Consider the following 23,705-nt stretch of genomic DNA (forward strand, 5'->3'; position numbering starts at 1 on the left):
CCTCCGCCGCCCGCTCCCGCTGTCCTCCCACCCCTCCCTGCCCACCCCGCGCCCGCCGTGAACGTCACCGGTCGTGGACGCCGACCTCCCGGAGCGAGTACCCCCACGAGGTGGCGCGCCGGACGCCGACGACGCGGACGTACCGGGCCTCCGTGGCGGCGAAGCGCGCCGTGTCGAGGCCGCCGTCCCCGGCCGTGGTGGACCAGGCGGTCCGCCACGCGGCGCCGTCGGTGGAGAGCTCGACCCGGTACGCCGCCGCGTGCGCGGCCTCCCAGTCGAGCGTGACCCGGGCGACGGACCGGACCCGGCCGAGGTCGATCCGCAGCCACTGGTCGTCGCTCCACTCGCTCGCCCAGCGCGTTCGGGGGTCGCCGTCGACGGCGTTGCCGGGGGCGTGGCGGGTGAAGGGGTTCCACCACTCGGAGGAACTGGCGGTGGCGCCGGCACCGGCGGCGAGGTCGTCCGCCGCCGTGTGGCGCTCGGACGCGCCCCAGGTGCGCAGGTACGACTCGGCGCCCCGGAACAGGTCGTCCACGACGTCCTGCCCGGCCACGGTCCGCACGTCCTCCAGCCAGTCGGGCACCAGGCCGTAGTGGGCGGCGCCGTCGGTGTTGACGTCCCAGGTGCGCTGCCCCGTCGTCTGGCGGTCCAGGACGGAGCCGCCGTCGGCGCTGCGGAACGGGTACCGCACCGGGTTCGGGGTGTCGGCGCCCCGGGGGGCGGGCCAGCCGCCGACGCCGTTCATGTCGGTGCCGTAGCCGTAGCCGACGCCGTACCGCTCGCGCAGCGCGTCCGTCCGCCGCGCCTCCGCGCCGAACGCCTCCGCGCCGTGCATGTACTGGGCGATGAAGCCGCCGAGGCGGTAGACGCGCTCGGTCCAGTCGAGGTCCATCCAGCTGTGCGACGAGAGGACGCCCGGGTACGACGCCGCGTCGAGGACGTCGAGGGCGCGGCCCGCGGCCTTGACGCTCATGTGGTCGATCTCCAGCATCATGCCGCGCCGCATCATGCCGCGCAGGGCGTACTCGCCGAGCTCGGTGAGGCCGCGGGTGTTGCACCGGGCGTCCGCCGCGTACCGGGGGACGCTCACGCCGGGCGGCAGCTTCGCCTCGGCGCCGGGGGCGGCGGCCTGCCCGATGGGGTTGTCCTGTTGCGGGCCGGTGCACTTGCCGGTCTGCCAGAAGGTGCCCGTCGACAGGAACTGGCCGACGTTGATGGCCGTGCCGAGGGCGCCCGAATCGAAGCGGACCCCGCACAGGGCGTTGTCGAACTTGTGGCAGAGGAACATGCTGCGGACGCCGAGCGCGTGGAGTTCGTCCAGGCCGCGGTCGATGTCCCCGCGGTCGCACTGGGCGACGTCCAGGACCTGCTTGCAGCCGAACGGTTCGGAGGTCTCCACCCCGAGGACGACGGCGAGCTTGCCCTGGCGGATCACCTCGCGGGCCTGGGCGCTGTCGGTGACGACGCGGAACCAGCCGCGGCCCGGGCCGCCGTGCATGCGGTCGACGTACGCCTGCATCTCGTACGTCTTGCGCGCCTGGAGGCGGATGGAGGTCATCTCGTCGCAGCCGCGGTCCTTGAAGAAGTAGACCGAGCAGATGACGCCGTTGGTGACGAGGTCGTTGACCAGGATCCGCTGGCCGCCGCGCCAGGCGCGCTCGATCCAGGCGTAGTAGTTCTGCTGGTGGGTGAGGGAGTCGTGGGCGGGCCAGTCGGCGAACGTCGGCCAGCCGTCCGGGTCGTGCCGGCCGTCGCCGCCCTTGGTGATGAAGTCGAAGACGGCGAGGGAGCCGTCGGGGTAGTGCTCCGGGCAGTCCTTGAGCGCGTCGGCGACGCCCTGCTCGGAGAAGGGCCTGCCGCAGATCAGCCGGCCGCCGAACGCCTCGTTGGACATGATGTGGTTGTGGGCGTCGACGAAGCCCCGCACCCGGCCCTGGGCGTCCGTGCCGCGGAAGGGCTCGCCGGTGACGCCGATCGCGCTGTCGGGCGAGGGCCGGGCGGCCGGTTCCCACCAGGCGGGTTCCGGTACGGCTCCGGTGGCGGTGGGGCCGAGCGCCAGGGCCGTCGCGGTGAGGAGGAGTGCCAGGACCGCGAGGATGCCGCGCCTGCCGTGGGGGTGTCGGGTCATGGGCGTCACTCATGCCTTCGGGTCGGCCGGATTGTCATGTCCCGTGCATTGGTGTGACGAGGATCGGCCCCGGTCGCACAGCAGTCAAGAGCCACGCGGCGCCGTTACGGACCCCCGGGCGCCCCCGGCGGCAGGCCGGGGGCGCGGCGGACCGGGCCGGGGCGCGGCGGCCGGGCGGGGTGGTGCGTGACGCGTCATCCGGAGGGGGCGCGGCGTGTCCGCCGGGCGGCGTGGTGCGCGGTGCGCCGGTCGGACCGGGCGCGGGGTGGACGCGCGGCGCGCCGGTCGGACCGGGGTGGCGCGGCGCGTCCGCCGGGCGGCGTGGTGCGCGGCGCGCCGGTCGGACCGGGCGCGGGGTGGCGCGCGGTGTGTCAGTCGGGCGGCGTCGCGCCGCGGAAGAGGGCCGCGAACTCACGGGGGAGCCGGCCGGTGATCCGGTCCAGCTCCTCGCCGGGCAGGACCTCGGCGAGGGTCCCCAGGACGGCGGCGACGTCCCACTGGGCGGTGCGCGGGCGGACGCCGGTCCGCTCGTCGACGCGCCGGTGGAACTCCTCGACGTCGAAGCGCTCGGCGGGACCACCCGCGCCGCCGTCCCCGTCGGTGCCGGGTACGTCGGTACGGGCTGCGTCGACAGGGGCTGCGTAGGTACGGGCTGCGTCGTCAGGGGCCGTGTCGGTACGGGCGCCGTCGGCGGCGAGCGGTGCGCCGAGGTCACCGGGCAGCAGCGCGGCGAGGGCGGCCGCGTCCTCGGGGGCGACGCGGTGGCCGAGCACCTCCAGGACCGCCGCGGTGATCCGCGCGGCCTCGTCCCGGCCCCGGTACTCGCCCCGCTCGCACACCCGGGCGAGGAACTCGTCCTGCCGCATCGCTGTCTCCTCCTGCCGTACGGTCCGCCGGCCACCCGCGGGGCGGTGCCCGCTCGGCGCGCGGCCCCGGCGGGTGGCGCATCGCCCCACCGTTCCGTCCGCGCGCGCCGTCCCGGCGCCGTCCCCGTCACCGTAGGGTCGGCCCGCCGGCGCCGCACATCGGGTCGCCCGCTCGCGGTACCGACGGGGGCGGCGCACCGGGCGCCGCGGGGTCGCCCTGATCGACGGGACGGCCGGCGAGGCATCGCCCACGGAGGCCGGGGCACCCGTCAGGGATCCGCAACCGGAGCCGAGCATCGGGAGGACACCGTGGCCACCGGCCCGCCCACGAACGACGGCGCCGACCAGCGGGCCGTCCGCGATCTGGAGGCCCACTTCGAGGGGGTGCTCGGGGACGTGACGACGGCCCGGCTCGCGGCCGCCCGCTACCTGGACGCCCTGGAGCGCGCCGACGTGCCCGACGAGCCCGACCGGCGGGACGACGTACTCCTGGTCGTCACCGAGCTGGCGAGCAACGCCGTCCAGTACGCGCCCGGCCCCTTCACCGTGCGGCTGCGGCGCACCTTCGACGGCGTCCACATAGAGGTGCACGACACCAACCCGGAGCCGCCGGTGCCCCGCCCGTGGTCGCCCCGGGAGAACAGCGGGGGCGTGGGCTGGCACCTCGTCCACGCGCTCGCCACGCAGGTCAGCGTCCTGACCCGGCCCGAGGGCAAGGACGTCCACGTCTTCCTGCCCTGGTGACCGCCCCTCCCCTCCCCCGCCGTGCGGGGCGGCGGTTCACCCGGACGGACCGGCGCCGACGGCGCCCGCCACCCGGCCGTGATGGGCTGGAGGCTCCTGTCGTCCACCGCACGGAGAGCCGCCATGTACGAAATGCACATCGGCACGGCCGCCACCGACTCCGACCTGGTGTGGCACGTCGTCGCCCAGCACCAGTCCGCCGCGCTCTGCGGACAGCCCCTCGGTGACCAGGGCGCCGAGACGGACCGGCACTGCCTGTCGTGCATGACGATGTTCCAGGAACTCATGCGGCGGCCCGGCCAGGTCTGACGGCCGGGCCCCCGGAGGACACCCTGCCGGTGATCGGTCACGACCCGTGGACCGCGCGAAGCCGACCACGTTCCTTCACATTGACACCATCTGATGATCGGCTAGTTTTGATCCACATCAAGATGTGCTGACCTGCGCGTCTCCGGGGGGAACCGGTGTACCACCGTGCCGCGCGGCGTCCCGCGCGGCCGGTCGCGACCCCTGACGCGACACCGACGCGGGTCAGCGGTGGAATCAGGGGAGATTCTTCGTGACCGATCGAAAGCCTCGCACCGTGCGGGGCATCGCGCTCCTGGCCGCGGTGGCGGCAGCCGGCGCGCTCACCGCGACGAGCCCGGCCCAGGCCCTCGTCGGCGACACGGTCGCCGACGGCGCCGACGCCTTCGCCGCCTACGTGAACGTCGGGGGCGAGCGCGCCTGCACCGGCGTCCTGGTCGACCCCCAGTGGATCCTGACGGCGAGCAGCTGCTTCTCCGACAACCCGGCACAGCCCTTCCCCGTCCCGGCCGGCGCCCCCGCGCTCAAGACCACCGTGGTCGTGGGGCGTGCCGATCTCACCGGTACCGCCGGCACCCAGACCGAGGTCACCGAGATCGTCCCGCGCGCCGACCGCGACGTCGTCATGGCGCGGCTGGCCAAGCCCGTGACCGGCGTCGACCCCGTGGTACCGGCCGCCACCGCGCCCGTCCAGGGCGAGACGCTGCGGGTGCTCGGCTACGGCCGCACCAGGACGGCGTGGGTGCCCGACCGGCTGCACAGCGGCGCCTTCACCGTCCAGGAGACCGTCACCGGTCCCTCGGTGAAGGTCTCCAGCGCGGGCGGCACCATCTGCCGCGGTGACGCGGGCGGCCCCGCCCTGCGCACGACGGACGGCAAGGTCGAGCTGGTCGCCCTCAACAGCGCCTCCTGGCAGGGCGGCTGCCACGGCACCGACCCGGCCGAGACCCGTACGGACGCGGTCGAGACGCGGGTCGACGACCTGCGCGACTGGATCCGACAGGTCCGCGCGCTGCCGCAGGAGTCGATGATCGCCTCCGGCGACTTCAACGGCGACGGCAAGGCCGATGTCGCGGGCTTCTACGACAACGGCACCTCGCCCGCCAACCGGAACCGCTCCTCGCTGCACACCTGGCTGAGCAACGGCACCGGCTTCGCCGCCCCGCAGCAGATGTGGACCACGCCGGGCGGCTTCACCTGGCAGGCGTCGAAGCTGACCACCGGCGACTACAACGGCGACGGCAAGGACGACGTCTCGGTCTTCTACGACGCCGGCAGCTCCGCCGACGGCAACATCTCCTCGGTCTACACCTGGTACAGCACCGGCACGGGCTTCCAGGCGCCGAAGCGCACCTGGACGACGCCGGGCGGCTTCAGCTGGGGCGCCTCCAAGGTCGTCTCGGGCGACTTCAACGGCGACCGCAAGGACGACATCGGCGTCTTCTACGACCGCGGCAGGGGCACGGACGGCGTCACCCGCTCCGCCCTGTTCACCTTCGCCAGCACCGGGACCGCCTTCGCCAACCCGACCAAGGAGTGGGAGAGCACCGGCAACTTCCGCTGGTCCGCCTCCCAGCTGACGGCCGGCGACTACAACGGGGACGGCAAGGCCGACGTCTCGGTCTTCTACGACGCCGGCACCTCCGCCGAGGGCAAGAACCTCTCGGCGCTCTACACCTGGTACAGCACGGGCGCGGACTTCGCGGCCGTGCAGCGCACCTGGCTCGCGGGCGGCGGCTTCACCTGGAGCGCCTCCAAGGTCGCGTCGGGCGACTTCAACGGCGACGGCAAGACTGACGTGTCGGTCTTCTACGACCGCGGTCTGTCGGACGGCAAGTGGGGCTCGAACCTGTACACCTTCATCAGCACCGGCACGGCCTTCGAGGCGCCGACGCTGAAGTGGGCGAGCACCGGCGCCTTCCGCTGGAGCAGCAGCCAGTTCACGGCGGGCGACTACAACGGCGACCGCAAGGGCGACGTCGCGGTCCTCTACGACCTCGGCACGACCCCCGACGGCCGCAAGGTCGACGGTCTGTACTCGTGGCTGAGCACGGGCACCGGCTTCGGCGCCCCGGCCGCCCGCTGGAGCGGCCCGCTCGGCTGACCCCGCGCACCGTCTCCCGGAAGTGCCCGTGTACCCGTCCGGTACGCGGGCACTTCCGCGTCCCGGACCCGTCCGGCTCGGACCCGTCCGGCTCGGGCCCGTCCGGCTCGGACCCGTCCGGCTCGGGCCCGTCCGGCCGGCGGATCCGAGCCGGACCCACGCCCCCGGCCGGCACCGGCCGGGGCCCCGACGGTTTTCGGCCAGGACGGGCGGCATGCGAAACCAGTGGGGCTCATGGGCACGTCGTGGCGGATGTTCGTTCTGTGACCGACGAGAGAAGGGGGCACCCCGGTGCAGCCCATCGAAACCCGTCCCAGCCGCCGCGCGGTACTCGCCACCGGAGCGGGGGCCCTCCTGGCCGCCGCGGCCGGCACGGCGCCCGCCCACGCCGCGGGCGGACCGGACGGCGGTGTCCGCGGGCAGCTGCGCGCCCTGGAGCGCCGACACGGCGCGCGGCTCGGTGCGTTCGCCCACGACACGGGGACGGGCAGGACCGTGCTGTACCGGGCGGACGAGCGCTTCCCCATGGCGTCGCTCTTCAAGACCCTGGCCGCCGCGGCCGTCCTGCGCGACCTCGACCGGGACGGCGAGGTCCTCGCCCGACGGGTCCACTTCACCGCCGCGTACGTGGAGCAGTCCGGCTACTCCCCCGTCACCCGGGAGAACGTGGCGACCGGGATGACCGTCGCCGAACTGTCGGCCGCGGCGATCTGCCAGAGCGACAACACCGCCGGCAACCTGCTGCTGCGCGAGCTGGGCGGCCCGACCGCGATCACCCGGTTCTGCCGGTCCCTCGGCGACGACATCACCCGGCTCGACCGCTGGGAGCCCGAGCTGAACTCGGCCGAGCCGTGGCGTGTGACGGACACCACCAGTCCCCGTGCCATCGGCCGGACGTACGGACGGCTGGTCCTCGGCTCGGCCCTCGCGCCCGACGACCGGGAGCGGCTGACGGCGTGGATGCTCGCCAACACGACCAGCAAGGAGCGCTTCCGCAAGGGCCTCCCGGCCGACTGGGTCCTGGCGGACAAGACGGGCGGCGGGGAGTACGGCGGGAACAACAACGTGGGCGTGGCGTGGCCGCCCGGACGTCCGCCGGTCGTCCTCGCCGTGCTCACGACCCGGTTCGCGCCCGACGCGACGGCGGACGACGCCCTCGTCGCGGAGGCGGCGCGGCTGCTGGCGCACTCCCTGAGCTGAACGCCTCGCCGGAGCCTGCGGGGCCGCGTCCGGTCGTGCGGCCGGGGGCCGGTGGCCGCGGACGGGTCGCGGGAGGAGTGGCCACGGCAGGAGTGGCCGTGCGCGGGTCGCGGGAGGAGTGGCCACCGGTGGGGTGGGCGCGGCCGGGGTGGCGCTCGGGCGGTGCGTCACCCGTCCGGCGCAAACCCGGTGCGCCCGGCCGCGCCCGCGCCGCCCGCCCGGTCGTCGCCGTCCCGGCCGGGGGCCCGCGCCGCGCGGCTCCCGGCGAGGTACCCCGCCCGGCTCCACCGGCCCGGCCCCGTGACCCCGTGCGGGTCATGATGGTCGTGGAGCCCGTTCCTCGCGCCGCGCCGGGTCCCCCGGGGCTCGCCCCACGGGAACCCGGGCGGCCGACGACGCAAGGAGACCCGCCCATGAGCCCGCCCACGGCCTGCGGCACGGTGGTCCCCGCGCTGCGGGCCGTGCGGGCCGTCGTCTTCGACACGGACGGGGTCCTCACCGACTCGGCGCGGATCCACGCCGCGGCGTGGAAGGAGACCTTCGACGCCTTCCTGGCCGGCCTGCCGCCGGACGCCGCCGACCCGGCGGCGCGGCGGCCCTTCGACCCGGCCGACGACTACCCGCGGTACGTGGACGGCCGCTCCCGGCGGGACGGCGCTGCGGCGTTCCTCGCCTCGCGCGGCCTGCCCGCGGGACCGGCGGTCGTGGAGCGCGTCACCGCCGACAAGGAGCGCCGGTTCACCGCCCGCCTGCGCGGGCACCCCGTCGACGCCTACCCCGGGACGGTGCGGCTGCTGCGCGCCCTGCGGGACGCGGGCGTGCCGATGGCGGCCGCCTCGGCGTCCCGGCACGCCCGCGAGGTGCTGCGGGGGGCGCGGCTCCTCGACCTGTTCGACGCGCTGGTGGACGGGGTGGAGGCGGCCCGGCTGGGCCTGCCCGGCAAGCCCGACCCCGCGCTGTTCCAGGAGGCCGCGCGCCGGCTCGGCACGCCGGCCGGGCGGTGCGCGGTGGTGGAGGACGCCCTCGCGGGGGTCGAGGCGGGGCGGCGCGGCGGGTTCGCCCTCGTCGTGGGCGTCGACCGGACGGGCCGCCCGGGCGGCGCCGGGGCGCTGCGCCGGCACGGCGCCGACCTCGTCGTACGGGACCTGTCGGAGCTGCTCGCCGTACGGGAGGGACAGCCGTCGTGACCGACTGGACGTGGGAGTTCGAGGGGTACGCCGCCGAACGGGAGGCGCTGCGGGAGTCGCTGTGCACCCTGGGCAACGGCTACTTCGCGACGCGCGGCGCGATCCCGGAGTGCGCGGCGGACGGGACCCACTACCCGGGCACGTACGCGGCCGGGTGCTACGACCGGCTGGCGTCGGAGGTGGCGGGCCGGCGGGTCGAGAACGAGGACATGGTGAACCTGCCCAACTGGCTGCCCGTGCGCTACCGGGTGGCCGACGGGCCGGAGCCGGGCCCGTGGCTGACGCCCGCGCACGAGTACCTCACCGACCACGCGCTCACCCTCGACCTGCACGGCGGCACCCTGGAGCGGCGCAGCCGGTACGAGGACGACGACGGGCGGCGCCTCGCGGTGCGCCAGCTGCGGCTGGTCCACATGGGGGACCCGCACCTGGCGGCGCTGCGCACCGAGTTCACCGCCGAGAACTGGGCGGGGGAGCTGGAGGTCGAGGTGGAGCTGGACGGGTCGGTCGCCAACACCGGCGTGGCCCGCTACCGGCAGCTGTCCTCCCGGCACCTGGAGGACGTCGGCACCGGCGAGGCCGCGGACGGCCGGGTGTGGCTGCGGTGCCGCACGGTCTCGTCCGGCATCCGCGTCGGCCTCGCCGCGCGGACCGCGGCCCCGGCCGACCTGGAGGTCGTCCACGGCGACCGGCGGGTGACGCAGCGGGCGCGGCTGGTGCTGACGCCGGGCACGACCGTCGTCGTCGACAAGGTCGTGGCGCTGCACACCTCGCGCGACCCGGCGATCTCCGACCCTCTGCACGCGGCGGTGGACCGGGTGGGCCGCGCGCCCGGCTTCGGGGAGCTGCTGGCCTCGCACCGGGCGGCCTGGCAGCAGTTGTGGCGCCGCGCGGAGCTGCGGGTGCCGAACGCGGCGGGCCGCATCCTGCGGCTGCACCTGTTCCACGTGCTGCAGACGCTGTCGCCGCACACCGCCGACCTGGACGTGGGGGTCCCGGCGCGCGGGCTGCACGGCGAGGCGTACCGGGGGCACGTCTTCTGGGACGAGCTGTTCGTGCTGCCCTACCTGAACCTGCACTTCCCCGAGGTGTCGCGGGCACTGCTGACCTACCGGCACCGCCGGCTGGAGCGGGCCCGGTTCTCCGCCCGGGACGCCGGGCGGGCCGGGGCGCTGTACCCGTGGCAGAGCGGGAGCGACGGGCGGGAGGAGACCCAGCAGCTGCACCTCAACCCCCGCTCGGGCCGCTGGCTGCCGGACCACTCGCACCTCCAGCACCACGTGGGCTCGGCGGTCGCGTACAACGTGTGGCGCTACTGGGAGGCGACCGGGGACACGGAGTTCCTGCACACCAGGGGTGCGGAGATGCTGCTGGAGATCGCCCGGTTCTGGGCGGACTCGGCGACGTACGACGCGGACCTCGACCGGTACCGCATCCGCGGGGTGATGGGACCCGACGAGTACCACGACGGCTATCCGGGCGCGGACCGGCCGGGTCTGGACGACAACGCCTACACGAACGTGACGGCGGCGTGGGTGCTGGCGCGGGCGCTGGAACTGATGGCGGAGCTGCCGGAGCCGCGCCGGCGGGAGCTGGAGGAGCGCACCGGCCTCCACCACGGCGAGCTGGCCCTGTGGGACGACGTGTCGCGCCGGCTGCACGTGCCGTTCCACTCCGGGGTGATCAGCCAGTTCCACGGGTACGGGGAGCTGGCCGAGCTCGACTGGGAGGGGCTGCGGCACCGGTACGGCGACATCCGGCGGCTGGACCGGATCCTGGAGGCGGAGGGCGACTCCGTCAACCGCTACCAGGCGTCGAAGCAGGCGGACGTGCTGATGCTGGGCTACCTGTTCCCGCCGGCCGAGCTGCGCGTGCTGCTGCGGCGGTTGGGGCACGCGCTCGACGACGAGACGTGGTGGCGGACCGTCGAGTACTACCTGCGGCGCACGAGCCACGGCTCGACGCTGAGCGTGCTGGTGAACGGCTGGGTGCTGGCGCGGGTGCGGCGGGCGGAGGCGTGGGAGTTCGTCCAGGAGGCGCTGGTGGCGGACATCGCGGACCTGCACGGGGGGACGACCGGCGAGGGCATCCACCTGGGCGCGATGGCGGGCACGCTCGACCTGGTGCAGCGCGGGCTGACGGGGCTGGACACGCGGGGCGGCCGGCTGCGGCTGGACCCGGTGCCGTTGCCGGAGCTGTCGGAGTACGACTTCACCCTGCGCTTCCACGGCCACTGGGGCGTGCGGCTGCGGATGACGCCGGAGAGCCTGCACGTGACGGTGCCGGAGTCGGGGATCGCGCCGATCGACATCGAGCTGCCGGGGTGTGCGGTGTCCATCGAGCCGGGGCGTTCCGTGCGGTTGCCGCTGCCGGAGTAGGGGGTGGGGCGGGGTGGGGTTCGGTGGGGTGGTTCGTCGTTGTCGGTGGTCGACGTGGGTCCCGGTCCGGGGGCGCCCGGGGGCGGTGGGTGGTCGGGGGTTTCCGACGGACCGTCAGGGGGCGCGCGGGGAGTGAAGGGGGCGCGTGAGGCGTAAAAGGGGGCTTGCGGTGGGTAGTTGAGGACCGGTTCGGCGCAGCGCGTCGTCGCGGGGCCTTGATCTTTTCGCAGGTTAGGCTAACCTAACTTTCCGTAGGCGGCAGTGGGCACCCCCACCGCGCCTGCCGCGTGTGCGCCTTGTGCGCGACCCCCGCAACACGACCGAAGGGCATCCGCCATGCCGAACGGTGCGCTGCGCGCCGAGCTCCTCGAGCGCCAGGAGCGACGCGAGTCCTCCGCCCGTACCTACGCAAGCACGCTGCCCGTCGCCCCCGTGCACGCCGCCGGAGCGGTGATCACCGGGGCCGACGGACGCACCTACCTGGACTGCCTCTCCGGCGCGGGCACCCTCGCGCTCGGGCACAACCACCCCGAGACCGTCGCGGCCCTCCAGTCGGTCCTGGCCTCCGGCGCTCCGCTGCACACACTGGACATGATCACCCCGCAGAAGGACGCCTTCAGCGGCGAGTTGCTCCGCCGGCTGCCCGGTGGGCTGCGGGACACCGCGCGGCTGCACTTCTGCAGCCCGGCCGGTACCGACGCCGTCGAGGCGGCGCTGAAACTGGCCCAGCACGCCACGGGTCGGCGCGGGACCGTGGCCTTCACCGGCGCGTACCACGGCATGACGCTCGGCGCGTCCGCCGTCTCGGGACCGCCCCGCATGAGCGGCATGGTCGGCGCGGACGGCGTGCCGGTGACCCGTCTGCCCTACCCCTACGGGCTGCGCTGCCCCTTCGGCACCGGCGACGGCGAACGGTCCGGGGAGCTGTCCGCGCGGTTGCTGGAGAGCCTGATCACCGACCCCAGCAGCGGGGTGGGGTCACCGGCCGCCGTCATCCTGGAGGTCGTCCAGGGCGAGGGCGGGGTGGTCGAGGGCCCGGACGGCTGGCTGCGGGAGGTCCGTCGCATCACCGCCGAGCACGGCATCGTCCTCGTCGTCGACGAGATCCAGACCGGCGTCGGCCGCACCGGGCACTACTGGGCGTGCGAACGCGCGGGCGTCACCCCCGACGTGCTCGTCACCTCCAAGGCCGTCGGCGGCGGCCTGCCGCTGGCGCTCATCGCGTACCGCCCCGAGCTCGACACCTGGCGCCCGGGGCACCACACCGGGACCTTCCGCGGCAACACCCTCGCCATGGTCGCCGGCGAGATCGCCCTGCGGACCGTCGCCGAGCAGCAGTTGGCGGAACGCGCCCTGAAACTGGGCGAGCGGATCCGCCGCGGTCTGCGTGACGTCGCCGCCCTGCACCCCGTCCTGGGCGAGGTGCGCGGGCGGGGGCTCATGATCGGCGTGGAGCTCGTCGACCGGGACGCCGCCCCCGACCGCCACGGCGTCGCCCCGGGCGACCCGGCCCTGGCCCACGCCGTCCGCGCGGCCTGCGTGGAGCGCGGTCTGCTGCTGGAGCTCGGCGGCCGGGACGACACCGTCGTCCGCCTGCTGCCGCCGCTGGTCCTCACCGACGAGCAGGCCGACTCCGTCGTGGAGCGCCTCGCCGCGGCCCTGGCGAGCGTCCGGTGACCGGGGACGGCAGGGACGTCTCCCCGGCGGACGGGGCCGCCGGCATACCCGGGGCCGGTGAGGTGGACCTCGCCGTCGCGGGCGGCGCCGACGGGGCGTACGCGCTCGGCAAGCTCACCTCGGTGGTGCTCGACGCGCTCGCCGACGGCGCCACCGCGCGGGGCGGGCCGATGCCCGGCGGCGGCCCGGCCGCGGTCGCGGAGCGGTTACGCGCCGCCTGCGCGCCCGTCCTGCCCGAGCGGGGCACCGGCGCCGAGGAGGCCCTGCGGACCGTCGTGCGGGCGGTGGCCGAGGGCGCGGCCGACCCGGCCCACCCGTGGTGCGCGGCCCACCTGCACTGCCCGCCCCTGGCGGTGGCCGCCGCCGCCGACCTGGCCGCCGCCGCGCTCAACCCCTCGATGGACTCCTGGGACCAGGCGCCCGCCGCGGCGGTGCTGGAGCAGGACGTCACCGCCGCCCTCGCCGCCCTGGTCTACCCGGGCCGGGCCGCGGCCGACGCGCTGGTCACCAGCGGCGGCACCGAGTCGAACCTCGTGGCGCTGCTCCTCGCCCGCGAGCGGGCCCGCGCCGCCGGCGCCGCCACGGTGCGGGTGGTGTGCGGCGCCAACGCCCACCACAGCGTGCGGCGCGCCGCCTGGCTGCTGGACCTGCCCGAGCCGGTCACCGTGGCCGCCCCCGGCGGGCGGCTCGACCCGGCCGCCGTCGACCGGGCCCTCGCCCGGACCACCGGGCCCGCCCTGGCCGTCGCCACCGCGGGCACCACCGACGAGGGGCTCGTGGACCCCCTCCCCGACCTCGCGGCCGTCGCGGCGCGGCACGGCGCCGAGCTCCACGTCGACGCCGCGTACGGCGGGCCGCTGCTGTTCAGCGAGCGGCTCGCGCCCCGCCTCGACGGGCTGACCGCCGCCACCTCCGTCACCTTCGACCTGCACAAACTGGGCTGGCAGCCGGTCGCGGCAGGGGTCCTCGCCGTCGCGGACGGCGCCGCGCTCGCCCCCCTGGCGCTGCGCGCCGACTACCTCAACGCCGATGACGACGGCGAGGCCGGACTGCCCGACCTGCTGGGCCGCTCCATCCGCACCACCCGCCGCCCCGACGTGCTGAAGGTCGCCGTCACCCTGCGCGCCCTGGGCAGGGACGGGCTCGGCGCGCTCGTCGAGCACTGTGTCCACGCCGCCCACGCCCTCGCGGCGCTCGTCGACGCCCACCCGCGGCTGCGCCGCCGACCCGGCGACATCGGCATCAGCACCGTGCTGTTCCGCCCCACCGCCGCGGACGCCGCCGCGCCGGCGGACGGCGACGCGCTGGTCGCCGAGGTGCGCCGCCGGCTCCTCACCGAGGGCCGCGCCGTCGTGGGGCGCGCCGTCGCCGAGGACGCGGACGGCACGCGGCGGCTGTGGCTGAAGGCCACCCTGCTCCACCCGCGGGCCGCGGGCGAGGACCTGGCGGGGTTGCTCGACCTGGTCGCCGACACCGCCGCCCGCACCAGCACCACGCACCCACAGGAACCGGAAGGACCGCGATGACGACCGAGCAAGCCGCCGAGGAGCCGAGGACCGTCGACCTGCTCGGCGTGGGCGTCGGCCCGTTCAACCTGTCGCTGGCCGCGCTGGCCGACGGGGTGCCCGGGCTCGACGCCGTCTTCCTCGACCAGCGGCCCGCGTTCCGGTGGCACCCGGGCCTGCTGATCGAGGGGGCGACGCTGCAGGTGCCGTTCCTCGCCGACCTGGTGAGCCTCGTCGACCCGACGAGCCGGTGGTCGTTCCTCAACTACATCCGCACCCAGGAGCGGCTGTTCCCGTTCTACTTCGCCGAGCGCTTCCACATACCGCGCGCCGAGTACGACGCCTACTGCCGCTGGGTCAGCGAGGAACTGCCCTCCTGCCGCTTCGGCCACCGCGTCGACTCCGTCACCTGGGACGAGGACCGCCGGGCGTACGCGGCGCAGTACACCCGGATCGACGGGCACGGCGCCGTCCTCGGCACCGGCACGGTCCTCGCCCGGCACCTCGCGCTCGGCGTCGGCACCGCCCCGCACGTGCCCGCTCCGCTGCGCGCCCTGGCCGGCGACCCGGACGCGCCCGTGCTGCACTCCGCCGACTACCTCGCCCACCGGGACCGGCTGCTGACCGCCGGGCACGTCACCGTCGTCGGCGCCGGCCAGTCCGGGGCCGAGGTGCTGCTCGACCTGCTGCGGGCCCGCCCCCACGGGCGGGAGGGACTGACGTGGCTCGCCCGCACCCCGGCCTTCGCGCCGATGGAGTACAGCAAACTGGGCCTTGAGCACTTCACGCCCGACTACACGCGCTACTTCCACGACCTGCCCGAGACCGCCCGGGACCGGCTGCTGCCGGCGCAGTGGCAGCTGTACAAGGGCGTCAGCACGGACACCCTCGGCGACATCCACGACGAGCTGTACCGGCGCGCGCTCACCGGCGGTTGGCCCGACGTCACCCTCACGCCGGGCGTCGCCGTCACGGCCGCCGAACAGCGCTGCGGCCGGGTGGAGCTGTCCCTGGAGCACACCGAGGAGGGGTCCCGGGGCGAGCTGGCCACCGACGCCGTCGTCCTCGCCACCGGCTATGCCGAGCGGCCCGTCGACGGGCTGCTGGAAGCGCTCGGCCCGCACATCTCCCGCGACGGCGCCGGCCGGCCCCTCGTCGGCCGCGACCAGCGGCTGGCCCTCGACGACAAGGTCGGCGGGGCGGTCTTCGTGCAGAACGCCGAGCGGCACACGCACGGCGTCGGCACTCCCGACCTGGGGCTGGCCGCCTGGCGCTCCGCGGTGATCCTCAACGCCCTGACCGGGCGGCCCGCCTACCCGCTGCCGGAGCGGACCGCGTTCACCACCTTCGGCCTCACCCGGCCCCGATCCGCCGACGACCAGAAAGAGTGCGCATGAGCGAGATCCAGCCCCTGGACCCCGTCACGGAGGCCGACCGGGCCGCCGTCGACAACCTGCTGCGCTGCTGGGTGCGGGAGACCGGAGTGGAGCGGCCCGACGGCGACGTGCTCCGCCTGGAGCTGCCCGCGTCGGGCACGGCCGTCGAGGTGCCCGTCCTGTACTGGTCGCCGGTCGGCTGGCACCGCTTCGGGTCCCCCCGCCTCCCGTCCGGGGCACCCGCCCCGGCCACCGCGCTCGCCGCGCTCCTCGGCGTCGAGGCGGCCGACGGCGACCCGGCCTCCGTGGCGGACCTGACCGGTCGGGTCAGCGACTCGGTGCGCCGCGTCGCCGCGTTCGTCCGGGCCCGCCGGGAAGCGCCCGACGACCCGGCCGGCACCACCGCGTTCCTCGCCGCCGAACAGGCCCTCCTCACCGGGCACCCGCTGCACCCGACGCCGAAGAGCCGCGAGGGGCTCACCGACACCGAGGCCGCCCGCTACTCGCCCGAGGTCCGCGGTGCCTTCCCGCTCCACTGGTTCGCCGCCGACCCGTCGGTCGTGCGCGCCGACTCGTCGCTCGACCGGAGCGCCGAGGAACTCCTCGCCGGCTTCGCGGGCGACACGCCCACCCGCCCGTCGGGCACGGTCCTGGTCCCCGCCCACCCGTGGCAGGCGCAGGACGTCGTCCACCGGCCCGCCGTCCGGGCCCTGCTGGACGCCGGGCTGCTGCACGACCTCGGCCCGTCCGGTCCCGCCTGGTCGGCGACCTCGTCGGTGCGGACGCTGTACCGGGCCGACGCGCCCGTGATGCTGAAGTTCTCGCTGGGCCTGCGGATCACCAACTCGCGGCGCGAGAACATGCGCTCCGAGCTGCACCGGGGCCTCGCCGTCGACCGGCTCCTCACCGCCGGCCTCGGCCGGGCGCTGCACGCCGCGCACCCCGGGTTCGCGATCGTCCGCGACCCGGCGTGGCTCGCGGTCGACGCCACCGCCGACGGCGGCGACACCGGCCTCGACGTGGTCGTGCGCGCCAACCCGTTCCCGGCGGACGCGGCGACCCAGGCCGAGTGCGTCGCCGGCCTCGTCGCGCCCCGCCCCGACCTGCCCGACGGCCGCTCCCGGCTGGCGTCGCTCGTGCACGCCATCGCCACGCGCACCGGCCGGCCGGTCGGCGACGTCGGCGAGGAGTGGTTCGCCCGGTACGCCGAGCGCGTCGTCGGGCCCGTGCTGTGGCTGTACGCGACGTACGGTCTCGGTCTTGAGGCGCACCAGCAGAACACCCTCGTCACGGTGGACGGCGACGGCTGGCCGGCCGGCGGCCGCTACCGCGACAACCAGGGCTACTACTTCTCCCCCGGCCGCAGCGACGCCCTGTACGGCTGGGTGCCCGGTGTCGGCCGTGACCTCGGCACGTACGTCGCGGACGACGTCATCGACGAGCGGCTCGCCTACTACGTCGGCATCAACAACCTGCTCGGCCTGGCCGGCGCGCTCGGCTCCCAGTGGCTCGCGGACGAGGCACGGCTGCTGCGGCACGCCGACCGGTTCCTCGCGGACGCCGCCGCCGCGCACGGCGACCGGCTGCGCCTCGCCTCGCTGCTGCGGGAGGAGCCGACGCTGCGCTGCAAGGCGAACCTGCTGACGCGGGTGCGCGGCATGGACGAGCTGACGGGCCCGCTGGAGGCGCAGTCGGTGTACGTGGACATCCCCAACCCCGTGGTGGAGGTGCGCAAGTGACGCGCGAGCGGCTCGTCATCGCCGAGACGGTGCTGGAGCAGGGCGTGTTCGCGCTGCGGGCGGTCGACCCGGCCGCCGACGCCGAGCTGGTGCACGGGTGGATGAACGACCCGGAGGTCGCCGAGTTCTGGGAGATGGCGCAGCCGGTGGAGCGCGTCGCCGCCTACCTGCGCGAGCAGGTGGCCAGTTCCCACTCCACGCCGTACGTCGGGTGCGTGGACGGCACGCCGATGAGCTACTGGGAGCTGTACCGGGCCGACCTGGACCCGCTGCGCCACCACTACGCCTCCCGGCCGCGCGACGCGGGCGTGCACCTGCTGCTCGGCCCGTCCGCCTACCGGGGCCGGGGGCTCGGAGCGGTGCTGCTGCGGGCCGTGTCGGACTGGCAGCTGCGCACCGACCCGTACGCGGAGCGGGTCGTCGCCGAGCCGGACATCCGCAACGCGCGCTCGCTGCGCGCCTTCGAGCGGGCCGGGTTCCGCATGGCGCGGCAGATCGACCTGCCGGGCAAGCGGGCGGCGTTCATGGTCCGCGAGCGCACGGCATGACGGGGGGGCACGGACGCCCGGTGCTGCTGGCGGCGGCCGGGCTGCACATGGTGACCCAGTCGGCGCTGGCCCCGTTCTACCCGGCGCTGTTCCGCGCCGCGTACGGGGTGGAGGCGCTGGCGGCGACGGGGCTGTTCCTCGTGGCGTGCCAGGTGTCGGCGGTCGTGGCGCTGCCCCTGTGGGGGCGGGCGTGCCGGCGGGTGCCGCTGGCCCGGCTGGTGACGGCGGGCCAGACCGCCGCGGTGCTGCTGACGGCGGCACTGGTGCTGGCTCCGTCGTACGCGGTGTTCACCGGGGTGTCCGTGCTGCTCGTGGCCGCGAAGGCGGTCGTCCTGCTGGCCTACCCGGGGCTCGCGCGGAGCCACCCGCGCGGGGTGCTGCCCGGGGTGGTCCAGTACGTGGCCGTGCTGCACGCGGCCTCGGTCGCCGCGACGCTGCTGGGCGGCCTGGTCGTGTCCGTGCCCGACCCGCGCACCGCGCTGCCGCTGCTGGCGGTGGTGGAGGCGGTGCTGCTGGTGGCGTGCGTGCGGCTGCTGCGGCCGGTGGCCGGCCCGGCGGGCGCCGCCGGGCCCGCGGCGCCCGCCGGGGGCGACGTGTGGCGGCTGGCCGGGTACGTGCTGCTGACGGCGGTCGCGGTGTACGCGGCGCGGCCGTACTTCACCGAGTACGTGACGGACGCCGGCGCGTCAGCGGGCACGGCGACGCTGCTGTTCGTGCTGCCGCACCTGGCGGTGCTGGCGCTGCTGCCCGTGGCCGGCCGGCTGCGGGCCCGGCTGGGCGGGCGGCCGCTGCTGCGGTACGGGATGCTCGTCGCCGCGGCGGGCCTGGCCGCGCAGGCGGCGGTCACCGACCCCGGGTGGCTGGCGGCGGCGCGGCTGGTGTTCGGCGCCGGGCTGGCGCTGGGGCAGGTCGCCCTGGACGAGCGGGTGATACGGGCGAGCGGGTCGGGGGCGGCGTACAGCGTCGTCGCCATGGGTCAGACGGCCGGTCTGCTGCTCGCGCCCATGGTCGCCACCGCGGCGGCGACCGCGGCGCTGTGGGCCCCGCTGCCGGTCTGCGGCGCGCTGCTGTGCGTCCTCGCCGTCGCGGCCCCGGGCCGTGGCCGGTCCGCCGCCGCGGCCGCGGCGGTGTCGCCCGCCGCCGTCGCGTCCGCAGTGACGCCGCCGGCCAGGGTGACGCCGCCGGCGGCGGTGCCGTCCGCCGCCGGTGGGCAGGCGCCGCCCGGGGCGGAACGGGTGGGCACGGCCCCGCCGGCGCCGCCCGTCCCGGCCGCCGAGACGGCGCCCGCCGTGCTGCCGCAGCAGCGGCGGGCCCCCGGCCCTACGGCCCCCGCCCCCGGCCCCGCCACCGGTGCGGCAGCCGGTGCGGCGACCGGTGCCGCCGCGTGGGCCCGGCCGGAGGGCGGCCCGCCGGCCGCCACGCCCCCGCCCGCGGGGCGGCCCGTCCTCCCCCTGGCCGCCGCGCCCCTGCCGCCGGCCCCCACGACCCCCATGTCCCAGCCACCCCCCACGGTCCAGGCTCCGGCCGCCGCGCCGGGCGTCCCGCCGGGCGCCGTCCCGGGGACCGGCTCGGCCGCCCCGCCCGGGTCGGTGCCCGCCGTACGCCCCTGACCCTTCACGCCCCTGCCCGCCCCCCGTCCGGGACTACAGGAATGACCTGCCATGACGATGCCCGGTAGTGCCCTGTCCGACCCGATACCCGGGCCCGCGTCCGGGCCCTCGCCGCTGCTCGAACCCGACCTGCTCGCGGCCTCCCCCGCCGGACTCGCCGAGCTGGGCCGCCTCGTGCGCGACATCGCCCGGGAGGCCGCCGCCGGGCTGCGCCGCCGCGGCGGACCGCTGCCCGCGCTGAGCCCGGAGGAGCTGACCCGGCTGGTCGACGAGCAGTTCCCCGACGGTGTCGTGCCGCGCGCCGGCGCGGGCCGCGACGCCGTGCTGGCCCTCGCCCGGGCCTGCGCGGAGACCACCGTGGACCTCGCCGACCCGCGCGCCGCCGCCCACCTCCAGCCGCCGTCGCTGGCCGTCGCCGCCGCCGCCGACGTCCTCGCCGGGATCTTCAACGCGTCCGTCGACACCTGGGACTCGGGCCCGTACGCCGTCGAGATCGAACGGCGGCTGGTGAAGGGGCTGTGCCGACTCGCCGGGTACGGGCCCGAGTCGGGCGGCGTGCTCACGCCCGGCGGCAGCGCCTCGAACCTCCAGGCCCTGCTCATCGCCCGCGACGCCGCCGCAGCGAAGGTCCGCGACGTGCGCAGCGGCGGACTGACCGGGTTCGGCCTCGCGCCGCTCGTCCTCTGCTCCGAGCTGGCCCACTTCTCCGTCGCCCGGGCCTGCGCGGTGCTCGGGCTGGGCGAGGAGGCCGTGCGGACCGTGCCCGTCGACCGGCGGCACCGGATGCGCCCCGAGGCGCTGGACGCGGCGCTGCGCGGTGTGGACCCCGGGACGCGACTGCCGGTCGCGGTCGTCGCCACGGCGGGGACCACCGACTACGGTTCCGTGGACCCGCTCCACGAGGTCGCCGCGGTGGCCCGGGAGCACGGCGTACGGCTGCACGTCGACGCGGCGTACGGCTGCGGCGCCCTCTTCTCCGACCGGCTGCGGCCGCTGCTCGCCGGGATCGAGGAGGCCGACACGGTCACCCTCGACCTGCACAAGACGGCCTGGCAGCCGGCCGCGGCCAGTGTCCTGCTCGCCCGCGACGCGGCCGACTTCGCGCCGTCGACGGGGCTGCGGGTGGCCTACCTCAATCCGGACGACGACGGCGAGGCCGGGTACGACGGGCTGCTCGGCCTGTCGCTCCAGACGACCCGCCGCGCGGACGCGCTGAAGGTCGCGGCGACGTTCCTGGCGCTGGGCACCGACGGCGTCGGCGGGATGCTCGACGCCTGCCACGACCTGGCCCGGCACGCCGAGCGGGCGGTGGCGGCGCACCCCGCGCTCGTGCTGACCGCCGGGGCGACGCTCTCCACGGTCGTCTTCCGGTACGCCACCCGCGACCCGGCCGCGTCGGACGCCGTCAACGGCGCCCTGCGCCGCCGTCTGCTGCGCACGGGGCACGCGCTGGTCGGCCGGACGGACGTGGCGCAGGACGACGGCCGCCGCACCGTCCACCTGAAGCTGACGCTGCTCAACCCGCAGGCCCGCACGACCGACGTGGACGACCTGCTCGACGCGGTCGTCCGGGCCGGGCGGGCCGTCGAGGAGGAAGGGACCGCCGCATGAAGCGCCGCGGAACGGAGCAGCACAAGGGCCGGAAGAAGAACCGGCGTCCTCACGAGAAAGGCACAGCCCGTATGACTGACGGCCACCCCGTCCCCGACCTCGCCGACGTGTCGCCGGACGCGTGGCGGGAGGCGAACCGCAGACTCCTCGCCAAGACGCTCTCCGAGTTCGCGTTCGAGGAGCTGGTCAAGCCCCTGGAGCTGGAGACGGAGGGCCGCTTCCGCGTCGACCTGGACAGCGGGGTCTCGTACGTCTTCTCCGCCGCCCGGGGCGCCCTGGGCTCCTGGCGCGTGGACGGTTCCTCCGTCACGCGCGGCGCCGCCGGGCTGCTCGGCAACGAGATCGCCACGCCCGCCTGGGACGCGCAGCAGTTCCTGGTCGACTGCGCGGGGACGATCGGGACCGACCCGCCGACCCTGGCCATGTACCTCACCGAGGTGTCGGCGACCCTCGCCGTGGACGCCGCGCGCATCGAGCACGGCGGGCGGACGGCGGCCGAGCTGCGCGCGCTGGACCACGCCGAGCTGGAGTCCGCCATGACGGGCCACCCGACGCTCGTGGCCAACAAGGGCCGCATCGGCTTCTCCGCGACGGACGTGCGGGCGTACGCGCCGGAGTCGGGGCGGACGGTGGCGCTGCGGTGGATCGCCGTGCACCGGGGCCTGGCGGAGTTCCGCGGCACGCCGGAACTGAGCGAGCGGGCGGTCGTCGGGCACGAGCTGGACGAGGAGACCGCCGCCGCGTTCCGCGCGCGGATCGAGGCCGCGGGCGGCGACCCGGACGCGTACGTGTGGATGCCCGTCCACCCCTGGCAGTGGGACCACGCCGTGCAGGTGCTGTTCGCGGGCGAGATCGCGCAGCGGCGGATCGTCCCGCTCGGCGAGAGCGCCGACGTGTACCTGCCGCAGCAGTCGGTGCGGACGATGACGAACGTGTCGGAGCGCGGCCGCTGGGACGTCAAGCTCCCCCTGAAGATCGTCAACACGCTGATCTGGCGCGGCATCCCGCCGCACTGCACCCAGGGCGCGCCGCTCACCACGCAGTGGCTCACGGGCCTGCTCGGCAAGGACCCGCTGCTGCGCGACGAGCTGCGGACGGTCTTCCTCGGCGAGGTGGCGTCGGTGACCGTCCGTCACCCCTACCTGGACCGGGTGGCGGACGTGCCGTACCAGCACCTGGAGACGCTCGGCTGCATCTGGCGCGAGTCGGTGTCGTCGCGGCAGGACGAGGGCGAGCGGGTGCGGACGTTCGCGTCGCTGCTGTACGTCGACGAGCACGGCACGTCGTTCGCGGCGGAGCTGGCCCGCGCCTCCGGGCTGCCGGCCGAGGAGTGGCTGTCGCGGCTGTTCGAGACGGTGATGCACCCGGTGCTGCACGTGATGTACACGTACGGCATCACCTTCAACCCGCACGGTCAGAACACCCTGATCGGGTACGACGGGAACGACGTGCCGCGCCGGTTGTTCCTGAAGGACTTCGTCGACGACGTGTCCGTCTCGCACGCCCCGGTGCCCGAGCGCGGACCCGAGCCGGACGGCTACGACCACGTCCTGCCGCGCAAGGACCCGGTCGTCATCCGCCAGCACGTGGTGGACCAGCTGCTGCTGGGCCACTTCCGGTACCTGGCGCCGCTCGTCGCCGAGCAGCTGGGCGTGGCGGAGGAGCGGTTCTGGCGGCTGGTGCGGCAGGCGGTCGTGTCGTACCAGAAGCGGTTCCCGGAGAAGGCGGAGCGGTTCGCCGCGTACGACATGCTCGCGGAGGAGTTCCCCCGCTACCCGTTCAACACCGACCGGCTCGTCGTCACCCGCTACGTCGACCGGGCGCTGCGCCACGCGCTGCGCCCGAACGGCACCGTCCCCAACCCGCTGTCATGAGCATCGAGATCAGCGCGTCGGAGCTCACCCTCGGCCACGGGGGCGAGCCCGTCGCGCGGAGCATCGCCGTCGCCCTCGCCCCCGGCGAGGTCACCGCGCTCGTCGGACCCAACGGCTCCGGCAAGTCCACCCTGCTGCGGGCGCTGGCCCGGCTGCACACCCCGGACGGGGGGCGGATCGTCCTGGACGGGCGGGACCTCGCCGCGTACCGGCCGCGGGAGCTGGCGCGCAAGCTGAGCTTCCTGACGCAGTCGCCGATCGTCCCGGCCGGGGTGACGGTCGAGGAGCTGGTCTCCTACGGGCGCCACCCCCACCAGGGGCTGCTGGCGCGCGGCGCCGGCCGGGAGGACCGCGAGGCCGTCGCCTGGGCTCTGGACGCGACGAACCTGCGCCCGTTCGCCGAGCGGACCCTGGACCGGCTGTCCGGCGGCGAGCGGCAGCGGGCGTGGATCGCCATGGCGCTGGCCCAGCGGACCGGTCTGCTGCTGCTCGACGAGCCGACGACGTACCTCGACATCCGGTACCAGATCGAGGTGCTGCGGCTCGTGCGGCGGCTGGCGGACGAGCACGGCATCACCGTGGCGGTGGTGCTGCACGACCTGAACCAGGCCGCCGCGTTCTCCGACGCGATGGTCGTGCTCGCCGGGGGCCGGATCGTGGCCTCCGGCACGCCCGCCGAGGCGCTGACGGAGGAGACCGTCCGCACGGCCTTCGGCATCGACACGACCGTCACCCACGACCCCCACACGGGTGTGCCGACCTGCCTGCCGACCTGGCGCGAGCCGTCGGCGGCGGCCGCCACCTGAAGCACACCGCACCACGGAACCGCACCACCCGAACGAGCAAAGGAAC

Annotated in this window: 17 protein-coding genes; 15 read left to right on the forward strand and 2 right to left on the reverse strand. The window is 75.9% G+C overall.

What is annotated here, in order from left to right; genetic code table 11:
* Positions 1–64 precede the first annotated feature (64 nt).
* Both ACF053_RS04740 and ACF053_RS04745 read right to left on the reverse strand, forming a co-directional pair.
* Complete coding sequence (locus ACF053_RS04740) at positions 65–2,128, reverse strand: galactose-binding domain-containing protein (RefSeq protein WP_391952474.1); 2,064 nt, start codon at positions 2,126–2,128, stop codon at positions 65–67.
* Between the two features lie 371 nt (positions 2,129–2,499).
* Positions 2,500–2,994 (reverse strand): DUF2267 domain-containing protein, encoded by a 495-nt coding sequence (locus ACF053_RS04745; RefSeq protein ID WP_391952475.1) that lies wholly within the window; start codon positions 2,992–2,994, stop codon positions 2,500–2,502.
* A 309-nt stretch (positions 2,995–3,303) separates the two neighbouring features.
* Here ACF053_RS04745 and ACF053_RS04750 point away from each other — a divergent pair, with 309 nt between their 5' ends.
* The 15 genes from ACF053_RS04750 (at position 3,304) to ACF053_RS04820 (ending at position 23,659) form a co-directional block, all read left to right on the forward strand.
* On the forward strand, positions 3,304–3,738 hold the full coding sequence (locus ACF053_RS04750) for an ATP-binding protein (protein WP_058940252.1): 435 nt from the start codon (positions 3,304–3,306) through the stop codon (positions 3,736–3,738).
* A 123-nt stretch (positions 3,739–3,861) separates the two neighbouring features.
* Complete coding sequence (locus tag ACF053_RS04755) at positions 3,862–4,047, forward strand: hypothetical protein (RefSeq protein WP_391952476.1); 186 nt, start codon at positions 3,862–3,864, stop codon at positions 4,045–4,047.
* 250 nt (positions 4,048–4,297) lie between these two features.
* On the forward strand, positions 4,298–6,148 hold the full coding sequence (locus ACF053_RS04760) for an FG-GAP-like repeat-containing protein (protein WP_391952477.1): 1,851 nt from the start codon (positions 4,298–4,300) through the stop codon (positions 6,146–6,148).
* 291 nt (positions 6,149–6,439) lie between these two features.
* Positions 6,440–7,348 (forward strand): class A beta-lactamase, encoded by a 909-nt coding sequence (gene bla / locus ACF053_RS04765; protein WP_391952478.1) that lies wholly within the window; start codon positions 6,440–6,442, stop codon positions 7,346–7,348.
* Between the two features lie 413 nt (positions 7,349–7,761).
* Positions 7,762–8,535: an HAD family hydrolase gene (locus ACF053_RS04770; RefSeq protein ID WP_391952479.1), complete on the forward strand. Its 774-nt coding sequence runs from the start codon at positions 7,762–7,764 to the stop codon at positions 8,533–8,535.
* Positions 8,532–10,913, forward strand: a complete 2,382-nt coding sequence (locus tag ACF053_RS04775) for a glycoside hydrolase family 65 protein (protein ID WP_391952480.1) — start codon at positions 8,532–8,534, stop codon at positions 10,911–10,913. The genes ACF053_RS04770 and ACF053_RS04775 overlap by 4 nt, the downstream gene beginning before the upstream one ends.
* A 336-nt stretch (positions 10,914–11,249) precedes the next feature.
* Positions 11,250–12,590 carry a diaminobutyrate--2-oxoglutarate transaminase family protein gene (locus ACF053_RS04780; RefSeq protein WP_391952481.1) on the forward strand — a complete coding sequence of 447 codons (1,341 nt, stop codon included), beginning with the start codon at positions 11,250–11,252 and terminating at the stop codon, positions 12,588–12,590.
* Between the two features lie 62 nt (positions 12,591–12,652).
* Entirely contained in the window at positions 12,653–14,116 is a 1,464-nt protein-coding gene (locus tag ACF053_RS04785) for a pyridoxal phosphate-dependent decarboxylase family protein (protein WP_391952645.1), read from the forward strand.
* On the forward strand, positions 14,113–15,492 hold the full coding sequence (locus ACF053_RS04790; protein WP_391952482.1) for a lysine N(6)-hydroxylase/L-ornithine N(5)-oxygenase family protein: 1,380 nt from the start codon (positions 14,113–14,115) through the stop codon (positions 15,490–15,492). Before ACF053_RS04785 ends, ACF053_RS04790 begins: the two co-directional genes overlap by 4 nt.
* Entirely contained in the window at positions 15,489–17,210 is a 1,722-nt protein-coding gene (locus tag ACF053_RS04795; RefSeq protein ID WP_391952483.1) for an IucA/IucC family protein, read from the forward strand. The genes ACF053_RS04790 and ACF053_RS04795 overlap by 4 nt, the downstream gene beginning before the upstream one ends.
* The gene (locus tag ACF053_RS04800; protein WP_058940260.1) at positions 17,207–17,758 is read left to right on the forward strand and encodes a GNAT family N-acetyltransferase; all 552 of its coding nucleotides are present in this window, start codon (positions 17,207–17,209) and stop codon (positions 17,756–17,758) included. The genes ACF053_RS04795 and ACF053_RS04800 overlap by 4 nt, the downstream gene beginning before the upstream one ends.
* A complete protein-coding gene (locus tag ACF053_RS04805) occupies positions 17,755–19,368 on the forward strand; it encodes an MFS transporter (protein ID WP_391952484.1) in 1,614 nt (537 codons plus the stop codon). Before ACF053_RS04800 ends, ACF053_RS04805 begins: the two co-directional genes overlap by 4 nt.
* 51 nt (positions 19,369–19,419) lie before the next feature.
* A complete protein-coding gene (locus tag ACF053_RS04810) occupies positions 19,420–20,979 on the forward strand; it encodes a pyridoxal phosphate-dependent decarboxylase family protein (RefSeq protein WP_391952485.1) in 1,560 nt (519 codons plus the stop codon).
* A 71-nt stretch (positions 20,980–21,050) separates the two neighbouring features.
* Positions 21,051–22,853 (forward strand): IucA/IucC family protein, encoded by a 1,803-nt coding sequence (locus ACF053_RS04815; protein WP_391952486.1) that lies wholly within the window; start codon positions 21,051–21,053, stop codon positions 22,851–22,853.
* Positions 22,850–23,659, forward strand: a complete 810-nt coding sequence (locus tag ACF053_RS04820; RefSeq protein ID WP_391952487.1) for an ABC transporter ATP-binding protein — start codon at positions 22,850–22,852, stop codon at positions 23,657–23,659. Before ACF053_RS04815 ends, ACF053_RS04820 begins: the two co-directional genes overlap by 4 nt.
* Positions 23,660–23,705 lie beyond the last annotated feature (46 nt).

It is taken from the genome of Streptomyces kanasensis, from assembly GCF_043077165.1.
In the GTDB taxonomy this organism is placed as follows: domain Bacteria; phylum Actinomycetota; class Actinomycetes; order Streptomycetales; family Streptomycetaceae; genus Streptomyces; species Streptomyces changanensis.